Raw genomic sequence first — 14614 nt, forward strand, 5'->3', positions numbered from 1 at the left:
CGGCCCCTCCGCCGCAGGCCGGCCCGGCCCGGCCCCTCCCAACAGTGGTGCCCGCACCCCGTCGCGGGGTGCGGGCACGTCGACCTGCACGGCAGCGGCCGCCGTCCGGCCTTGCGGGAGCTACAGCTGACCCACCGCGCCGGGCCTGGCCTGCGCGGGGAGCCTGCCCGCCCTGCCCTGTGCCCACTGGAGCAGGACGAGGGCCACCGTCAGGGCGATCGCCGAGGACTGGGGCAGCGAGCCCGCCGAGCCGCTGCGCAGGGCCGCCGAGAACGGCAGGGCCAGCACGGGGACGGCCACAGCCGGGCCGGCGGCGTACCAGGCGACGAAGAACGCCAGGCCGGTGCCGCCGGCCGGCTGGGGGCGGTACAGCAGGTCCCGGCGGGCCGCGCCGCGGCAGGCGTTCACCAGGCCGGCCGCGACCAGCGGCGGGACGGCGATCAGGGCCAGCCAGGCGGCCGGGCCGCCGCCGAGCGCGAGCACCGCGGCCGTTCCGGCCGCCGCGAGGACGAGGCCGAGGACCGTGGGCACCACCGCGTGCCGCAGCATCAGGCTCGCGAACGGGTACGGGGACCAGGACGCGCGGCGCACGTCGTCGGTCTCGATCCGGGCGGGCTCCAGCAGCTGGGCGACGGCCAGGTAGCCGAACGCCAGCGCGACGACCGTCACGGCCCAGGACACCACGCCGCCGGTGTCGTGCGCGAGGACGGCGCAGAGCACGGCGGGCACGGTCAGCAGGACGGCACGGCCGAGTCGGGCGGGTGTGCGGAGCAGCGAGAGCGCGTCCCGCCAGTACAGGATCAGCCAACGCTGCCGGGGCGCGGGCAGCCGGACCCGGACCTGGCGGCCGTTGCCGGACGCGCCGGCCACGGTCAGCTTCGCGGCGCGCAGTTCGACCGTCCGCAGCGCGGCCAGCACGCCGGCCGCCGTCCGGGCGCGCTCCCGGAGCAGGGGCAGCGCCAGGGTGCCCGCGGCCCGGTCGGCGAGCACCAGGGAGGCGACGGTGGAGACGACCAGCAGCGCGGCGGCGGCCGCGCCGCCGGGGACGGCGGCGGGCGTCGGGGCCAGCGCGGCGAGTCCGGCCCAGCCCCACGGGCCCGACCACAGTTCCACCTTCTCCAGCCAGCGGACGGGGTGGCCGGCGACGGCCAGCGCGCACTGCGTCGCGAGCGCCAGGACCAGCAGGGTCGCGTACGGGGTCAGTCGGCGCGCCCAGCGGGCGGCCAGCGGGCTGCTCTGCACCAGCAGCCCGGCGCAGACGCCCAGCAGGGGCAGGCAGAGGCCGCCGAGCAGGCACCAGCCGAGGGCGGCGGGCAGGCCGACGCGCACGGTCAGGCCGAGCGCGACCATCCCGCCGACGGCGATCACCAGCCCGGGGAAGGCGGCCAGTCCGCAGGAGAGCCAGAACCACGGCCGCAGCACGGGGCGCGGGCGGACGGGGTGGGCGAGCAGCCAGTCGGTGGTGGCCCGGGGCGGTACGACGGGTCCGCGCCACAGTCCGTCGCGGACGGCCAGCAGCACGGTGGCGAGCCCGACGGCGGCGATGCCACTGGGCATGGCGGCGAGCAGGTCGGGGCCGTGTCCGGTGTAGTCGGCGCCCAGTGACGCGTGGAGGAACAGGCCGAAGCTGGGGATGCCGCCCCAGATCACCAGGATCAGCACGGTGCAGTAGAGCGCGAACGCGATCTGCTTGAACCGGTTGCGCCGGTGCGGTGCGCGCAGGGCGCGCAGCACCGCGAGTGCCTCGTCGGTCCAGTCGTCGTCCTCGGTCCACTCCGCGGCGGTCGCTTCCTCGGCCTCGACCACGGTCTGCCGGCTCACCGGGCGTCCGCCGGTGCGTCGAGGACGGCGTCGGGGGCGCCCTGGCGGACGACGCGTCCCTCTTCCAGGACGACGACCCGGTCGGCGACCTCCCGGGCGAGGTCGGTGTGGTGGGTGACCAGCAGCACCGCGACCCCGTCGGCGAGCTCCGCCGTCAGGAGTTCGGCGAGCCGGCGGCGCGCCTCCGGGTCGAGGCGCTGCTCGGGCTCGTCGAGCAGCAGCAGGTCACGGGGCCGGACGAGCGCGCAGGCCAGCAGCAGGGCCTGCATCTGTCCGGAGGAGAGGGCGGACGGCAGCGCGTCGGCCCGTTCGGTGAGCGACCGGTTCTCCAGGACCTGCGCGACCCAGTCGGCGGCGTCGGCGACGCCGTGCGCGACGGCGACCAGCAGCAGGTGCTCGCGCACGGTCAGGTCGGGGTAGCAGGCGACGGTGTCGCCGACGACCGCGACCCGGGCGCGTATCCGGGGGTCGTTCTCGTTCATCGCCAGGCCGTCGAAGCGCACGGTTCCGGTGGTCGGCAGGTCGCGGCCGGCGGCGACGCGCAGCAGGGTCGACTTTCCGGATCCGTTGTGCCCGAGCAGTGCCACGCACTCGCCGGCGGCCAGTTCGAGGTCGACGGGGTGGAGCACTTCCCGGTCGCCGTACGAGCGGCTCACCCCGGTCAGTTGCAGCAGCGCTCGGGGTGCGCCGGCTCGGGGTGCGGCGGAGTTCTTGGCCATGTGGACGGCGCCTCTCGACGAATTGGTCGACCAAGTATCGCCCGCTGTCGTCGTACCGCGTCCCGACCCTCCCTGCCGGGCCGAGCGACGACGGGCGCGGTGCGGATTCGCTCCCCCGACGGGGCGGGCGCGCCGGATCGCCCGCCCCCGGGGCCGCCGTCTCACACCGCCAACGCCTCGTGCAGCGTGGAGGACTTGAGGCCGAAGGTGTCGCGGATGTCGCTGTCGTCCACCTGGAACGGGCGGTCGGACATGTAGGTCGTCTCGATGAACTCCCGCCACAGCGGCTCGCTCAGCGACAGCAGGGTCATGTCCCGTTCGGTGAGCGACTCCAGCCGCGGTTCGGGTGCGCCGTGCAGTTCGGCGAGGGCCTCGGCGGCCTCCCGCACGGTGGCCGCGATGACGGGCGCGTTCCAGGCCCGGCCCCAGGTCCGTTCGTCGCGGCTGACGGCGACCAGGGCGGAGGCGACGTCCCCGACGAAGGAGAACGCGTGCACCGCGTCGGGGTTGCCGTGGACGAGGGCCAGCTCGCCCTCCCGGACCCGGGGGGCGACGAGCAGGGTGAACGCGGAGACCGCGCCCCGGCCCAGGTACTGGCCGGCCCGGACTTCGGTGACCCGCAGCCGCCCGTCCCGGTGGGCCTGCTCGGCCTGCCGCCACAGTTCGGCCCGGACCTTGCCCTTGCGGGTGTGCGGGAGCAGCGGGGTGCGCTCGCTGACCGGGCCGGTGCTCTGCCGGTAGGCGTAGAGGTTGCCGAGCATCACGTAGTCGGCGCCGGCCCGCTCGGTCGCGGCGAGGATCGACGCGAACAGCGGCGGCATGGTCTCCGGCCAGGTGTGGTACGCGGTCATGGCGGCGTTGAAGACGGTGTCCGCGCCGGCCAGTGCCTCGGCGAGTTCCTCGGTGCGGCCCGCGTCCAGGGCGACCCGCTCGATGCCCGGGCGGTCGGGGCCGCTGCCGCTGCGGGTGACGAGGCGGACCTGTGCCTGCACCTGATCGACTCCGACTTCGGGGCCGCGGCGGCCAACGCGGCGGCCCGGGCCGCGGTCGTCACGCCGGTCCGCCGGGGCCGGCAGGCGCAGTTCGTGCAGACCCCACTGCCGGCCCGGACCGGCTCTCCGTTGGATCCGGCCCGCAGCTGGGCGCTGCAGCACCTGGACCGGCCGATCTCGCTGCCCGAGCTGGCCGACCGGGCGAAGGTCAGCGTGCGGACGCTGACCCGCCGCTTCACCGCCGAGACCGGGGTGACGCCGTTCCAGTGGCTGCTCCAGCAGCGGCTGCTCAGGGCGCGCGAGCTGCTGGAGACCACCACGCTGACCGTCGACCAGGTGGCCGACCGCAGCGGCCTCGGCTCCGGCGAGTCCCTCCGCCAGCATCTGAACCGCCACCTCGGCATGACCCCGGCCGCTTACCGCAGCGCTTTCGCCCACCGTTCGGCAACGACGGTGCAGCGGGCATGAGTTGAGACTCAGACGCGCTGGTCGAGGACCAGCTCGTACTCCACGGACGACTCGTCACCGGGGACGGGGACGGACTGGCCGCTGCGGATGAAACCGACCTTCCGGTAGAAGGCCTCCGCGCGCTGGTTGTCCTGGTGCACGTACAGGCGGACGCGGGAGATCCGGGGCTCGTCGAGCCCGTAGGCGAAGGCGATCGCCGCGTCGAACAGGGCGCGGGCCAGACCGCTGCCGCGCTGCTCCTCGCGGACGAACACGCCGACCAGGTGGGCCTGGTCGGTGTCGGCCTGCCCGCCGAAGACGCCCCGGCCGGCCCGCTCGACCAGCACCGTCACCGATCCGTCCAGGCCGCCGTCGGCCCGCTCGGCGACGAACTGCCGGGCGAGCAGTTCGCCGCCGCCTGCTGCGCGGTCCCGCCAGAACTCGTCCGGCCTGACGGCCTCGACCTCGTATGTGTCCAGGAAGGCGATGCTCGCGGCCGGATCGCGCAGCGCGTGCAGCCGAAGTTCCTTGACGCCCTGCCAGTCCTCGGCAGTGGTGGCTCGTATCACGTGGTTCATGCGCAAGATCTTCGACGAGCCCGGAGACCGCGAGCAACCGCATTACCGCACCGCCGGAGGGCTCACACGGGCTCCGGCAGCTCCATCGTGGCGACGTCCTGGCCGAGTCGGAGCATCCGGTCGAGGATCCAGCCCTTACTGAGAAGGGCGTTGCGGGCCCGCAGGCCGGCGGCGGTGCGCGGGGCGAGGAACGGGCCGGTGCGGTCGCCGCCGCGCTGGCAGCGTTCGGCGTAGGGGCGGACGGTCCGTTCGTAGCGGGCGAACGCGGTCCGGTGGTCACCGTCGGCGCGGGCGAGTTCGGTGGCGAGGACGTACGCGGCGACCAGCGCGGTGCCGGTGCCCATGCCGCCGATGGTGGCGCCGCAGGCGGCGTCGCCGAGCAGCGCGATCCGGCCGTTCGACCAGCTCGGCACGTCGGCGCGGCTGATCGAGTCGAGGTAGAGGTCGTCGGCGTCGCGCAGGGTCTCCAGCAGGTGCGGGACAGGGCGGCCGAGGTCGGCGAAACGTTGCTGCAGCAGGGACTTGAGGGCGTCGGTGTCGTGCCGGTCGTGGTCGAGGTGCGGCGAGGCGAACAGCAGGAAGGCGCCGGCCCGCTCCGGGTCGCGCGGGTCCGCGCCGGCGGCGGCGAGCCGGCCGGGGGTGTTGATGCCGGTGCTGCCGGCGGGCAGGCCGAGCCGGTTGGGGAGCTGCCAGGTGGCGGCGTAGTAGCCGAGGTGGCGGACGTAGTCCTGTTCGGGTCCGAAGGCGAGGGCGCGGATCCGGGAGTGCAGTCCGTCCGCGCCGATCACCAGGTCGAACCGGCGTTCCGGGCCGTACCGGAAGGCGACCCGGACGCCGCGGTCGTCCTGCCGGAGCGCGGTGACGGTGTTGCCGAACAGGTACTCGGTGGTGGATTCGCTGTGCCGGTACAGGAGTTGGGCGAGTTCGCCGCGCGGGATCTCGATCTCGCCGCCGGCGAAGTCGGCGGGCAGCCGGAGCCGGACGCGGCCGTGCCGGTCGGTGAAGGTCATCGGGCTGCCGCCGGTGTCGAGCGTGCGGAGCTCGTCCAGCAGGCCCATCCGCCGAAGGACCGTCAGGTGGGTCGGCCCGCGGAAGTCGACGGCCTGGCCGCCAGGCCGCAGCGCGGGCGCGAGTTCGACCACGGTGGGCCGGTGGCCGTACCGGCCGAGCCAGTGGGCGAGCGCCGGTCCGCCGATGCCGGCGCCGGAGATCAGGATCTGCACGGTGTTTCCCCCTCGGAATTCGCAAGCAACGGAACTCGACGGGCCCTCCCCGGGCCCGGAGCAGAAAGTGTGTCTCGCGGACACTGTTTTCTGCTGTGTACGGTAGACGCAGTTTTGGGCCGGGCGCAAGGCAGTCCCGGTGCGACACCGGGGAGGGCCCGTGAAGGAGCAGCCGGACCAGACGGAGCAGCACGAGGCGGCCGTGCGGCTGCTGTGGGGTCCGCCGGCGCGGCCGACCCGGGGGCCGAAGCCGGCCCTCAGCCTGGAGTCGATCGCCCGGGCCGGGATCGGGATCGCGGACGCCGAGGGTCTGGCGGCGGTGTCCATGCAGCGGGTGGCGGGGGTGCTGGCCTACACCAAGATGTCGCTGTACCGGTACGTGCCGGGCAAGGCCGAGCTGATCGCCCTGATGGTCGAGCACACGGTCGGCGAGCCCCCGCCGCCGAGCGACGCCCCGTGGCGGAGCCAACTCACCGACTGGGCGCACCGGATGGCGGAGCTGTTCGCCGCGCACCCGTGGGTGCTGGACGCGCTGTCCGGCCCGCGGCTCACCGGCCCGCGCGAACTGGCCTGGCTGGAGCGGGTGGTGGCGGCGCTGGACGGCCACGGGCTGAGCGGCGCGGAGCGGATGGACGCGGCCGTGCTGCTGGTCGGCCATGTCCGGGCGATCGCCGCCCAGCAGCGGACGTCCCGGGAGGGTTCGCCGGAGGCCGAGTTGCTGCGCGCCCTCGGCGGGCTGGTCGCGGCCCATGCGGAGCGCTTTCCGGCGCTGGCCTCCGCGATGGCCGAGCCGGGCGAGGGCCGTGACGACGCCTTCGACTTCGGCGTCGAGCGGATCCTCGACGGTCTGGCCGCCCTGATCGACCGCCGGGCCCTCGACGACCGGCCGAGCTCGGACATCTGACGATCACACGAGTACTGGTCGCGCCTCAGGGGTTCGGGCGGCGCGGCCCGGCGCGGTGGCGGCCGCGCCGCGCGGGCGAGCGGGTGGCGCTGACGGCGCCGGCCAGGACGAGCGGGGTGAGCAGCAGAACCATGGTCAGGTGCATGCGGTGCCTCCGGGTGGTCCGGTTCCTGCTGGTGCCGTTCCCGTGACGGGCCCGGCCATATGGGCCGCCGACGCGGGATCACCCGCCCGGACCGCGTCGTGATCCGGATCTCCCCCGGTCGGCCGTCGCCCAGTAGTGGATCTTCCCGGGCCGACGATCCGTCAATCTGCTTCGCGGGGGCGCTCGGGCAGCACGATGGGCGCTCCCCCGCGCGGGTGCGCCAGCACCTCCACGGGGTGCCGGTAGACCTTGCTGAGCAGTGCGGCGTCCAGGATGTCGCCGGTCGGGCCGACGGCGACGGTGCGGCCGGCGTCCAGCAGGGCGATCCGGTCGGCGTGTGCGGCGGCGAGCGTGAGGTCGTGCAGCACGACGATCACGCCCCGGCCTGCTTCCGCGCGCTCCCGGGCGATCCGCAGCACGAGTTCCTGGTGCCGCAGGTCGAGGGCGGCGGTGGGTTCGTCGAGCAGCAGCAGCGGGGTGTCCTGGGCGAGGATCCGGGCCAGCGCGACCCGGGCCCGCTCGCCGCCGGAGAGCGCGGTGAACGGGCGGGCGGCCAGGTGGACGCAGTCGGTGGCGGCCATCGCACCGGCCACCGCCGGTTCGTCGTCGGCCGCGGCCGGCGTGCCCGTCCAGGGCGCGCGGCCCATCCGGACCACCTCCCCGGCCGCGAACGGGAACGACACCTCGTGGTGCTGCGGCAACAGCGCCCGCAGGCGGGCGAGTTCGGCGGGCCGGTGGGCGCCGAGCGGACGGCCGTCCAGCCGCACCTCGCCACCGGTCGGCCGCCGGTCGCCGGCCAGCACCGACAGCAGCGTGGACTTGCCCGCGCCGTTCGGGCCGAGCAGCGCGAGGATCTCGCCCCGGCGCACCGTCAGGTGGACGTCCGTCAGCAGCGGTCGGCCGCCGAGCGTGCAGCCGACCCCCTCGGCGACGAGCAGTTCGGTCATGCCCAGCCTCCCTGGCGGCGTCGGGTGCGGCGCAGCAGCCAGAAGAAGAACGGGCTGCCGATGAGTGCGGTGAGGACGCCGAGCGGGAGTTCGGCGGGTGCGGCGAGAGTGCGGGCGGCGAGGTCGCCGGCGACCAGCACGAGGGCGCCGCCCACGGCGGAGGCGGGCAGCAGGAACCGATGGCCCGGCCCGGCGAGCATCCGCAGCAGGTGCGGGACGACCAGGCCGACGAACCCGATGATGCCGCTGACGGCCACGGCGGCCGCGGTGAGCAGCGCGACCACGGTGATCAGCACGATCCGCATCCGTTCGACGTCCACGCCGAGGTGGCGGGCGGGGCGCTCGCCGAGCGCCAGCAGGTCGAGGCGGCGGGCGTAGCGGGGGGCGACGGCGAGACCGAGGGCGGCGAACGGCAGGACGGCGAGCACCTTGCTCCAGCTCGCCTGGGAGAGCGAGCCGAGCTGCCAGAACGTCACCTGGCTGATCGCGGCGGTGTCGGCGGTGAACAGCAGCAGGCCGATCAACGCGCCGCAGAACGCGTTCACGGCGACGCCGGTGAGCAGCAGGGTGACCACCTCGGTGCGGCCGCCGCTGCGCGACATGGCGTAGACGACGCCGACGGTGAGCAGTCCGGCGGCGAACGCGGCGGCGGTGACGGTCCAGCTGCCGAGGGCGTCCAGGCCGAGCACGATGCAGGCGACGGCGCCGACCGCGCCGCCGGAGGAGACGCCGATCACGGCGGGTTCGGCCAGCGGGTTGCCGAACACGCCCTGCATCAGCGCCCCGGCGCAGCCGAGCGCCGCGCCGACCAGCAGGGCGAGCACCACCCGGGGCAGCCGGACGTTCCACAGCACCGACTCGGGGACCCGGTCCAGCGGGTGGCCGCCGAGCTGGGCGCGGTGGGCGAGCGAGGCGAGGATGTCGCCGAGCGGGATCCGGTACGCGCCGGTGCCGGCGGCGAGCAGCGCGCAGGCCAGCAGGGCGACCGAGAGGGCGGCCAGCAGCAGCGGCCGTCGGTCGCGAACCGCCTTGGCCGGTGCGGTGGTCGGCGCTTCTTCGAGAGTCGTGGTCACTTGGCGTCCCGGTGCAGCTGGGTGGCGATCTCGTGCAGCACCTGCGGGGTGCGCGGCCCGTAGGACAGCAGCCGTCCGTCGTCCACGGCGATGATCCGGCGGTCGAGTCCGGCGGGGGTCTGGGCGACGCCGGGGAGGGCGAGCAGCCCGTCGACGCCGCCGACCGACTCCAGGCCCTTGCTCATCACCAGGATCGCGTCGGGCGCGGCCTTGACCAGGGCTTCGCTGGTGAGCGGGGTGAAGTCGCCGCTCAGCTTCGCGGCGGCGCCGGCGTCCTCGCCGCCGGCGGACTCGATCAGCGAGGGCGCACCGGAGTCCGGGCCGCCCAGCAGGAACACCGAGGCGCTGCCGCGCAGGTAGAGGAACGCCACCTTGGGCCGGGCCCCGGCGGCGGGCGGAAGCTGCGCCTGCACCTCGGAGATCTGCTGCGCCGTACGGGACTTGAGCTCCTCACCGGCTTCGGGGACGCCGAGTGCGGCGGCGACCCGGTCGATCCGGGCGCCGACGTCGTCGAGCTTCTTCGCGTCGTCCAGCACGATCAGCGGGACGCCGGCGGCCCGGATCTGCTCGACCGCCTCGGCCGGGCCGGTGCTGCGGTCGGCGAGCACGACGGTCGGGCGCAGCGAGAGCACGCCCTCGGCGGAGACTTCGTGCGCCTGGGTGATCACCGGCAGCTGCGCGGCCTGTTCGAACGTGGTGGACACGTCCCGGGCCACCGCGTGGCGGCCGAGCCCGAGGCTGAAGACCAGTTCGGAGAGGCTGCCGTTCAGCGGGATGATCCGCTCGACGCTGTCGACCGTCACCTGCCGGCCGTCGGCGGACGGCACGGTGACGGGCAGTCGGGGCGTCGGCGTGCCCGGCAGCGGGTCGATCCGGTCCGGGCTCGCGGCACCGGCCGCCGCCGGGGCGGCGGCGGGCTCGCCGGTGGCGCAGGCGCTCGCGCCGAGCAGCAGCGCGAGGACACCGAGGGCGGTTCCGGCACGGGCGCGCAGGCGACTGCGGGGAGTGCGGGGGCTGCGGGGGCTGCGTGGACGGCTCAACCTCGGGCCTTTCTGAGTGCGTTGACGTCCCGTCGAGGCCGACCCGGAGGGGGTCGTGAGCGGAACGCTTGACTCATATATTAGGTTAGCCTTACCTGACTCCGACAGGGGGGGTTGCCCCCACGGGATACTCCCGCACCCCCTCCGGCCTGCCCTCGTACCGCCCCCGACCCTCTCCCCGAGGAGTGATTCGCCATGCCCGTCTCCGGACGGCCCCCCGCTCCCGCCCGCCGCCCGGCCGGCCCGCTCCGCGCCGCCCGCGCGGTGCCGGCGGCCCTGCTGCTGATGCTGTTCCTCCTCCCCGGGCGGGCCGCCGCAGCCGACCCGGCGGTCTCCGGCGGACGGCTGGACTGGGCGATCAAGGCGAGCTTCCTCAACTACGTCACCGGCCCGGTGGCGAACGGCAAATGGGCCCTGAGCGGCGGCGCGTCCACGGTCGGCGGCTCGGTGTTCCGCTTCCACTCCGCCACCGGCAGCTACGACCCGACGACGGGCCGGCTGTCCGCGGCCTTCCAGGGCGGCGTCCGCTTCACCGGCCACCAGGAGAACGGCGGCAACGCGCTGGACCTGAGCATCTCCCGACTCACCGTCAGGGCGGACGCCGACGGCGGCGCCGCACTGTACGCCGACGTCAGCTCCAAGTCCCGCCAGACCGGGCAGACTTCGGCCGCCGCCCAGGCCCGACTGGCCGACCTCTCGCTCAAGGGCGTCTCGCTGAAGGGCGCGTCCGGCACCGTCACGCTCAGCCAGGTGCCCGCCACACTGACCTCCGCCGGAGCGACCGCTTTCGGCGGCTTCTACCCCGCCGGGACGGCGCTCGACCCGCTGACCTTCTCCGTCACCCTCAAGTCCGCCCCGACGCCCACGCCCTCCGCCACTCCGTCGGCTGCTCCATCCACCGACCCGGGCGTCGCCGCCCCCGCCGCCTTCACCAACGGCGCGCTCGACTGGGGCGTCCGCCGGACCTTCCGCGACTACGTCACCGGCTCGATCGCCCAAGGGAGTTGGCAGCCGACCGACGGTGCGGCCGACGGCGGGGCGTTCTTCCGCTGGACGCCCGGCCGCGGCACCTGGGACGCGGCCACCGGCACCCTGGAGGCCTCGTTCACCGGCGCCGTCCGCTTCACCGGCCTGCGCCAGGGCGACACCCTCGGCCTCGACCTGACCTTCGCCAACCCGCGCCTGTCCGTGACGGGCGGTCAGGGCCGCCTGCTCGCCGACGTGAACGGCCGCACGCCCGACGGCTCCACCCGCACCTCCCCCGCCACCGAGCTCGCCACCTTCCCCGCGAGCGCGCTCAGGACCGAGAACGGCCTGCTCACCGCCACCGACCTCCCGCTGACCCTGACCGGCTCCGGCGCCCAGGCGTTCGGCTCGCTCTACCCCGCCGGCACCGAGCTCGACCCGCTGACCTTCGCCGTCGCCCTCGACCCGGCGGCCGCCCTCCCCCCGCTCCCCGACCTCGGCAGCCCCGCCCCCACGCCGGAGCCCCACCAGGTCGCCGCGGCCCCCGCCGCGACCGCTTCGACCGGCGGCGGCCCGTCCGCCACCACGGTCACCGTCCTCGTCCTCGCCGTCCTCACGGCCGCCGCCACCGCCGCCACGCTCGCCGTCCGGCACCGCCGACGCCGCCCCTGACCACCTGCCTCCCACCCCATCACCCTGGAGCCCATCACCCATGTCCCGCACCACCACGGCCCACCGCAACCGCACCCGCCTGGCCGCCCTCGCCGCCCTCACCACCGGCCTCGGCCTGACCGCCTTCGGCCTCCCGAGCCACGCCTTCGGCGCCGGCGCCCCCACCTCCGTCACCTACGACACGGGCTCGCTCGACTGGGGCGTCAAGGCGAGCTTCCGCAACTACGTCACCGGCCCGGCCGGCGGCGGCAGCGTCGAACTGACCGGCGGCGCGACCCTCAACACGGACGGCTCGTACCACTTCAACCTGGCGTCCGCCGGCTACGACCTGACGACCCATTCGCTGAACGCGGCCTTCAACGGCGGGGTGCGCTTCCTCGCCCACGGCGGCGCGCTCGACGTGGCCCTCAGCGACCTCCGGATCACCACCAGCGGCACCACCGGCACCCTCACCGCCGACACCGCCTCCAAGGAGACCGTCGGCGCCCCCGCCCCGACGCTCCGTCAGGACGTCCCGCTGGCCACCTTCACCGTCGCCCGCGACACCACCACCGGCACCGCCACCCCGGCCAAGCTCACCGCCGAGGGCGCCAAGGCCTTCGCCGGCTTCTACCAGGCCGGCGCCGAGCTGGACCCGCTGTCCATCGTCCTGAAGCAGTCCCCCACGTCCCCCTCGCCGACCCCGACCCCGACTCCCACCCAGACCCCCACCACCGGGCCTTCGACCGAACCCACCACCGAACCCACCACCGAACCCTCCCCCACTCCGACCACTGAACCGTCCGCCACTCCCACCACCAACCCGTCGTCCTCCCCGTCCACCTCCCCGTCGTCCTCGCCGTCCACCCCGGCGACCAAGGAGCTGGCGGTCGTGGACGGCCGTCTGGAGTGGGGCGTCAAGGAGGGCTTCCGCAGCTACGTGACCGGGCCGATCGCGGCGGGCCGGGTGCAGTTCGACGGCGGCGCGAGCGACTACCGCTTCGGGTCGGCCACCGGCAGCTACCGCACCGACAACCACGCGCTGACGGCCGACTTCGCGGGCTCGGTCCGCTTCCTCGGCCACCAGTCCGCCGACGGCCACTACGAGTTGGACACCCGGCTGTCCCGCCTGGGCCTCCGGGTGGACGCCTCGGGCGCCTACCTGGTCGCCGACGTGGCCGCCGCCACCCGGGGCGGCGCACCGGTCTCCCTCAGCGGGGTGCGCCTCGCCGAGCTGGATCTCTCCAAGGCCGACTTCAAGCCCGTCGACGGTGTGGTGACGCTCCGCCAGGTGCCGGCCAAGCTCACCGCCGACGGCGTCCCGGCGTTCGGCACCTACCGGGCGGGCGAGGCACTCGACGCCCTCACGGTCACCCTCTCCTTCGACCGCGGCGCCACTCTCCCCGACCCGACCACGGCCCCGACCACGGCCCCGACCTCGGGCACCTCGACGGGCGGATCCACCGGTACGTCCACCGGTGGCGGCGGTGGCGCCACCCTCACCACCACCGGCACCCCGGGCGGCGAACTCGCCTTCACCGGCGGCGGCAGCGGCTCGGTCCCGCTGCTCGCCACCGCCGCCGGCCTGGTCCTGCTGGGCGGCGCCACCACCGTTCTGGTCCGCCGCCGCAGCACCGACTGACCGACCCGCCGACGGGCCCAGGCGGAATTCAACTCCCGCCCGGGCCCGTCCCGTTGGGCCTGCTGCAGAACGACCACACAGTCACCGAACACGTCGAACTCGTTGCCGCCCTTCTCGGAAGCCCGGTCCAGCAGCTCTCGCGAGAGGGGCAGACCCGCCGACGGGATCTCCAGCGAACCGGGCTTCTTCGCGTGGACCGGCACGCTCGGGCGCCGTCCGCCAGTTCACCGGATCGAGCGGGGCCGTCCAGTACTGCAACGGTGCTTATGGTGACGGGGCTTCAGTTCTGGGCTGGGGCCTCGTCGTCTGTGGTGGCTGGTGCGGGCCTGGTGTTGGCGTCGGCGGCGCCAGTGGGCCCAGTGCAGGACATGCGCGGTGCTGCGGCGGACGGGCCTGGTGAGATGTTGTGATCAGGCGGCGGATCTCGGGGACGGTCAGCGATATCAGGTCTGATGTTCGACCTGGTCCAGCCCCCTTTCAAACTGCCCGGCCCGCAGGACGGCGAGGTAGGCGTGGGCGGCCATGGCCAGTGTGATGTGCCGGTACCACCCTGGTGGCGTCGGATTTGGTAGTCGTCCAGGCCGCACTGGCCCTTGGCGGTCTGGAAACACTCCTCTATGGCCCGGCGGGCGCCCGCGACGGCGATCAGCTCGTTGAGGGTGGCCTCGGCGGGCGCGTAGGCGATGTAGTAGGCGATCTTCGTGGGATCGGTGATGTTGCGGCGGGTCAGGACCCAGTGCCTTCGGTCCGGGCGGTGCCAAGGCCGGACCTCCACCCGCGCCCAGTCGTAGATCCGCGGGCCGTGGGCGTCCTCGCCGCACGAACGACGCTTCCGCTTCTGCCTCGGCAGGCCGGCGATCAGGTCGTGCAGCGGGTGGTCCAGGGCCTGCCGGGTGACGACGGTGTCATGCCGGGTGACGGCCACCACACGGAAGACGTCGGCCTCTTCGAGCTCGCTCCGCCGGCCCTTGCTGTAGCCGTACCCGGCGTCCGCGGTCACCCATCGGAACGGGATCCCGTCGTCGATCGCGCGGCGGACCATCGCCCTCGCGAACTGAACCTTCGTGGCGAACTCGACCTCGTCGCCGATCCCCGCGGCCCGGCAACGCTCACGGTCGTCCGTCCAGGACTTCGGCAGGCAGAGGGCCCGGTCGCTCAAGGTCCGGCCCCGCTCGCCGGAGTGGGCGAGGAAGACTCCGACCTGGCTGGGGGCACCCCCTCCGGGGGATTCTCGGTCCGGCCGGCGGTCCCGGAGTACTGCCGCTGGACGCCGGCCGACCGAACGCCCTTCTTCAGGAACCCGGTGTCGTCCACGATCAGCACGCCGCCCGGATCCGCCAGGTACTCGACCCCGTATTCGCGCACGTCATCGAGCACCCCGTCCGCGTCTACTCCAGAGCCGCAGGCGTGTTCGTCGCGGGGACCGTGATGCTGTTGACCGGCTCTGCCCCGCACGAGCTGCCGGA

Annotated in this window: 12 protein-coding genes and 1 pseudogene; 4 read left to right on the forward strand and 9 right to left on the reverse strand. The window is 74.7% G+C overall.

Features of this window, described 5'->3' with window-relative positions; genetic code table 11:
• Positions 1 to 120 precede the first annotated feature (120 nt).
• The 3 genes from ACI1MP_RS00775 to ACI1MP_RS00785 all read right to left on the reverse strand — a co-directional run bounded on the left by ACI1MP_RS00775 (position 121) and on the right by ACI1MP_RS00785 (position 3532).
• A complete protein-coding gene (locus ACI1MP_RS00775; protein WP_404867354.1) occupies positions 121 to 1821 on the reverse strand; it encodes a hypothetical protein in 1701 nt (566 codons plus the stop codon).
• Complete coding sequence (locus ACI1MP_RS00780) at positions 1818 to 2540, reverse strand: ABC transporter ATP-binding protein (protein WP_387999012.1); 723 nt, start codon at positions 2538 to 2540, stop codon at positions 1818 to 1820. Before ACI1MP_RS00780 ends, ACI1MP_RS00775 begins: the two co-directional genes overlap by 4 nt.
• A gap of 161 nt (positions 2541 to 2701) precedes the next feature.
• On the reverse strand, positions 2702 to 3532 hold the full coding sequence (locus ACI1MP_RS00785; protein WP_404867355.1) for an NAD(P)H-binding protein: 831 nt from the start codon (positions 3530 to 3532) through the stop codon (positions 2702 to 2704).
• Between the two features lie 93 nt (positions 3533 to 3625).
• Between ACI1MP_RS00785 and ACI1MP_RS00790 the strand changes: the two genes are divergently transcribed.
• On the forward strand, positions 3626 to 4000 hold the full coding sequence (locus ACI1MP_RS00790) for a helix-turn-helix domain-containing protein (protein ID WP_404867356.1): 375 nt from the start codon (positions 3626 to 3628) through the stop codon (positions 3998 to 4000).
• A gap of 8 nt (positions 4001 to 4008) precedes the next feature.
• Here the strand turns inward: ACI1MP_RS00790 and ACI1MP_RS00795 are convergent, their stop codons facing one another.
• On the reverse strand, positions 4009 to 4557 hold the full coding sequence (locus ACI1MP_RS00795) for a GNAT family N-acetyltransferase (protein ID WP_380330701.1): 549 nt from the start codon (positions 4555 to 4557) through the stop codon (positions 4009 to 4011).
• Positions 4558 to 4619: 62 nt separating this feature from the next.
• The gene (locus tag ACI1MP_RS00800) at positions 4620 to 5780 is read right to left on the reverse strand and encodes an FAD-dependent monooxygenase (protein WP_404867357.1); all 1161 of its coding nucleotides are present in this window, start codon (positions 5778 to 5780) and stop codon (positions 4620 to 4622) included.
• Positions 5781 to 5940: 160 nt separating this feature from the next.
• Here ACI1MP_RS00800 and ACI1MP_RS00805 point away from each other — a divergent pair, with 160 nt between their 5' ends.
• Positions 5941 to 6684 (forward strand): TetR/AcrR family transcriptional regulator, encoded by a 744-nt coding sequence (locus ACI1MP_RS00805; protein WP_404867358.1) that lies wholly within the window; start codon positions 5941 to 5943, stop codon positions 6682 to 6684.
• A 306-nt stretch (positions 6685 to 6990) separates the two neighbouring features.
• Here ACI1MP_RS00805 and ACI1MP_RS00810 read toward each other — a convergent pair whose 3' ends face one another.
• Genes ACI1MP_RS00810 through ACI1MP_RS00820 form a run of 3 tightly spaced genes read right to left on the reverse strand, consistent with a single transcriptional unit; the run spans position 6991 to position 9889 of the window.
• Complete coding sequence (locus tag ACI1MP_RS00810) at positions 6991 to 7776, reverse strand: heme ABC transporter ATP-binding protein (RefSeq protein ID WP_404867359.1); 786 nt, start codon at positions 7774 to 7776, stop codon at positions 6991 to 6993.
• Positions 7773 to 8849 (reverse strand): FecCD family ABC transporter permease, encoded by a 1077-nt coding sequence (locus tag ACI1MP_RS00815; RefSeq protein WP_404867360.1) that lies wholly within the window; start codon positions 8847 to 8849, stop codon positions 7773 to 7775. Before ACI1MP_RS00815 ends, ACI1MP_RS00810 begins: the two co-directional genes overlap by 4 nt.
• Positions 8846 to 9889, reverse strand: a complete 1044-nt coding sequence (locus ACI1MP_RS00820) for a hemin ABC transporter substrate-binding protein (protein ID WP_404867361.1) — start codon at positions 9887 to 9889, stop codon at positions 8846 to 8848. Before ACI1MP_RS00820 ends, ACI1MP_RS00815 begins: the two co-directional genes overlap by 4 nt.
• Positions 9890 to 10084: 195 nt before the next feature.
• Between ACI1MP_RS00820 and ACI1MP_RS00825 the strand changes: the two genes are divergently transcribed.
• Positions 10085 to 11527 (forward strand): HtaA domain-containing protein, encoded by a 1443-nt coding sequence (locus ACI1MP_RS00825; RefSeq protein WP_404867362.1) that lies wholly within the window; start codon positions 10085 to 10087, stop codon positions 11525 to 11527.
• A 40-nt stretch (positions 11528 to 11567) separates the two neighbouring features.
• Complete coding sequence (locus tag ACI1MP_RS00830) at positions 11568 to 13148, forward strand: HtaA domain-containing protein (protein WP_404867363.1); 1581 nt, start codon at positions 11568 to 11570, stop codon at positions 13146 to 13148.
• Positions 13149 to 13591: 443 nt separating this feature from the next.
• On the opposite strand, the pseudogene ACI1MP_RS00835 reads toward ACI1MP_RS00830, so the two are convergent.
• Positions 13592 to 14537 (reverse strand): annotated as a pseudogene (locus tag ACI1MP_RS00835) (IS701 family transposase); the annotation flags it as partial.
• Positions 14538 to 14614: the final 77 nt, after the last annotated feature.

The organism is Kitasatospora griseola (assembly GCF_044999035.1).
GTDB lineage: Bacteria > Actinomycetota > Actinomycetes > Streptomycetales > Streptomycetaceae > Kitasatospora > Kitasatospora griseola.

Excerpts from the sequence above, each read along its gene's own strand:
- ACI1MP_RS00780 (WP_387999012.1), bottom strand. The coding sequence starts at position 2,540 with ATGGCCAAGAACTCCGCCGCACCCCGAGCCGGCGCACCCCGAGCGCTG.
- ACI1MP_RS00795 (WP_380330701.1), bottom strand. The coding sequence starts at position 4,557 with ATGAACCACGTGATACGAGCCACCACTGCCGAGGACTGGCAGGGCGTC.
- ACI1MP_RS00810 (WP_404867359.1), bottom strand. The coding sequence starts at position 7,776 with ATGACCGAACTGCTCGTCGCCGAGGGGGTCGGCTGCACGCTCGGCGGC.
- ACI1MP_RS00825 (WP_404867362.1), top strand. The coding sequence starts at position 10,085 with ATGCCCGTCTCCGGACGGCCCCCCGCTCCCGCCCGCCGCCCGGCCGGC.
- ACI1MP_RS00830 (WP_404867363.1), top strand. The coding sequence starts at position 11,568 with ATGTCCCGCACCACCACGGCCCACCGCAACCGCACCCGCCTGGCCGCC.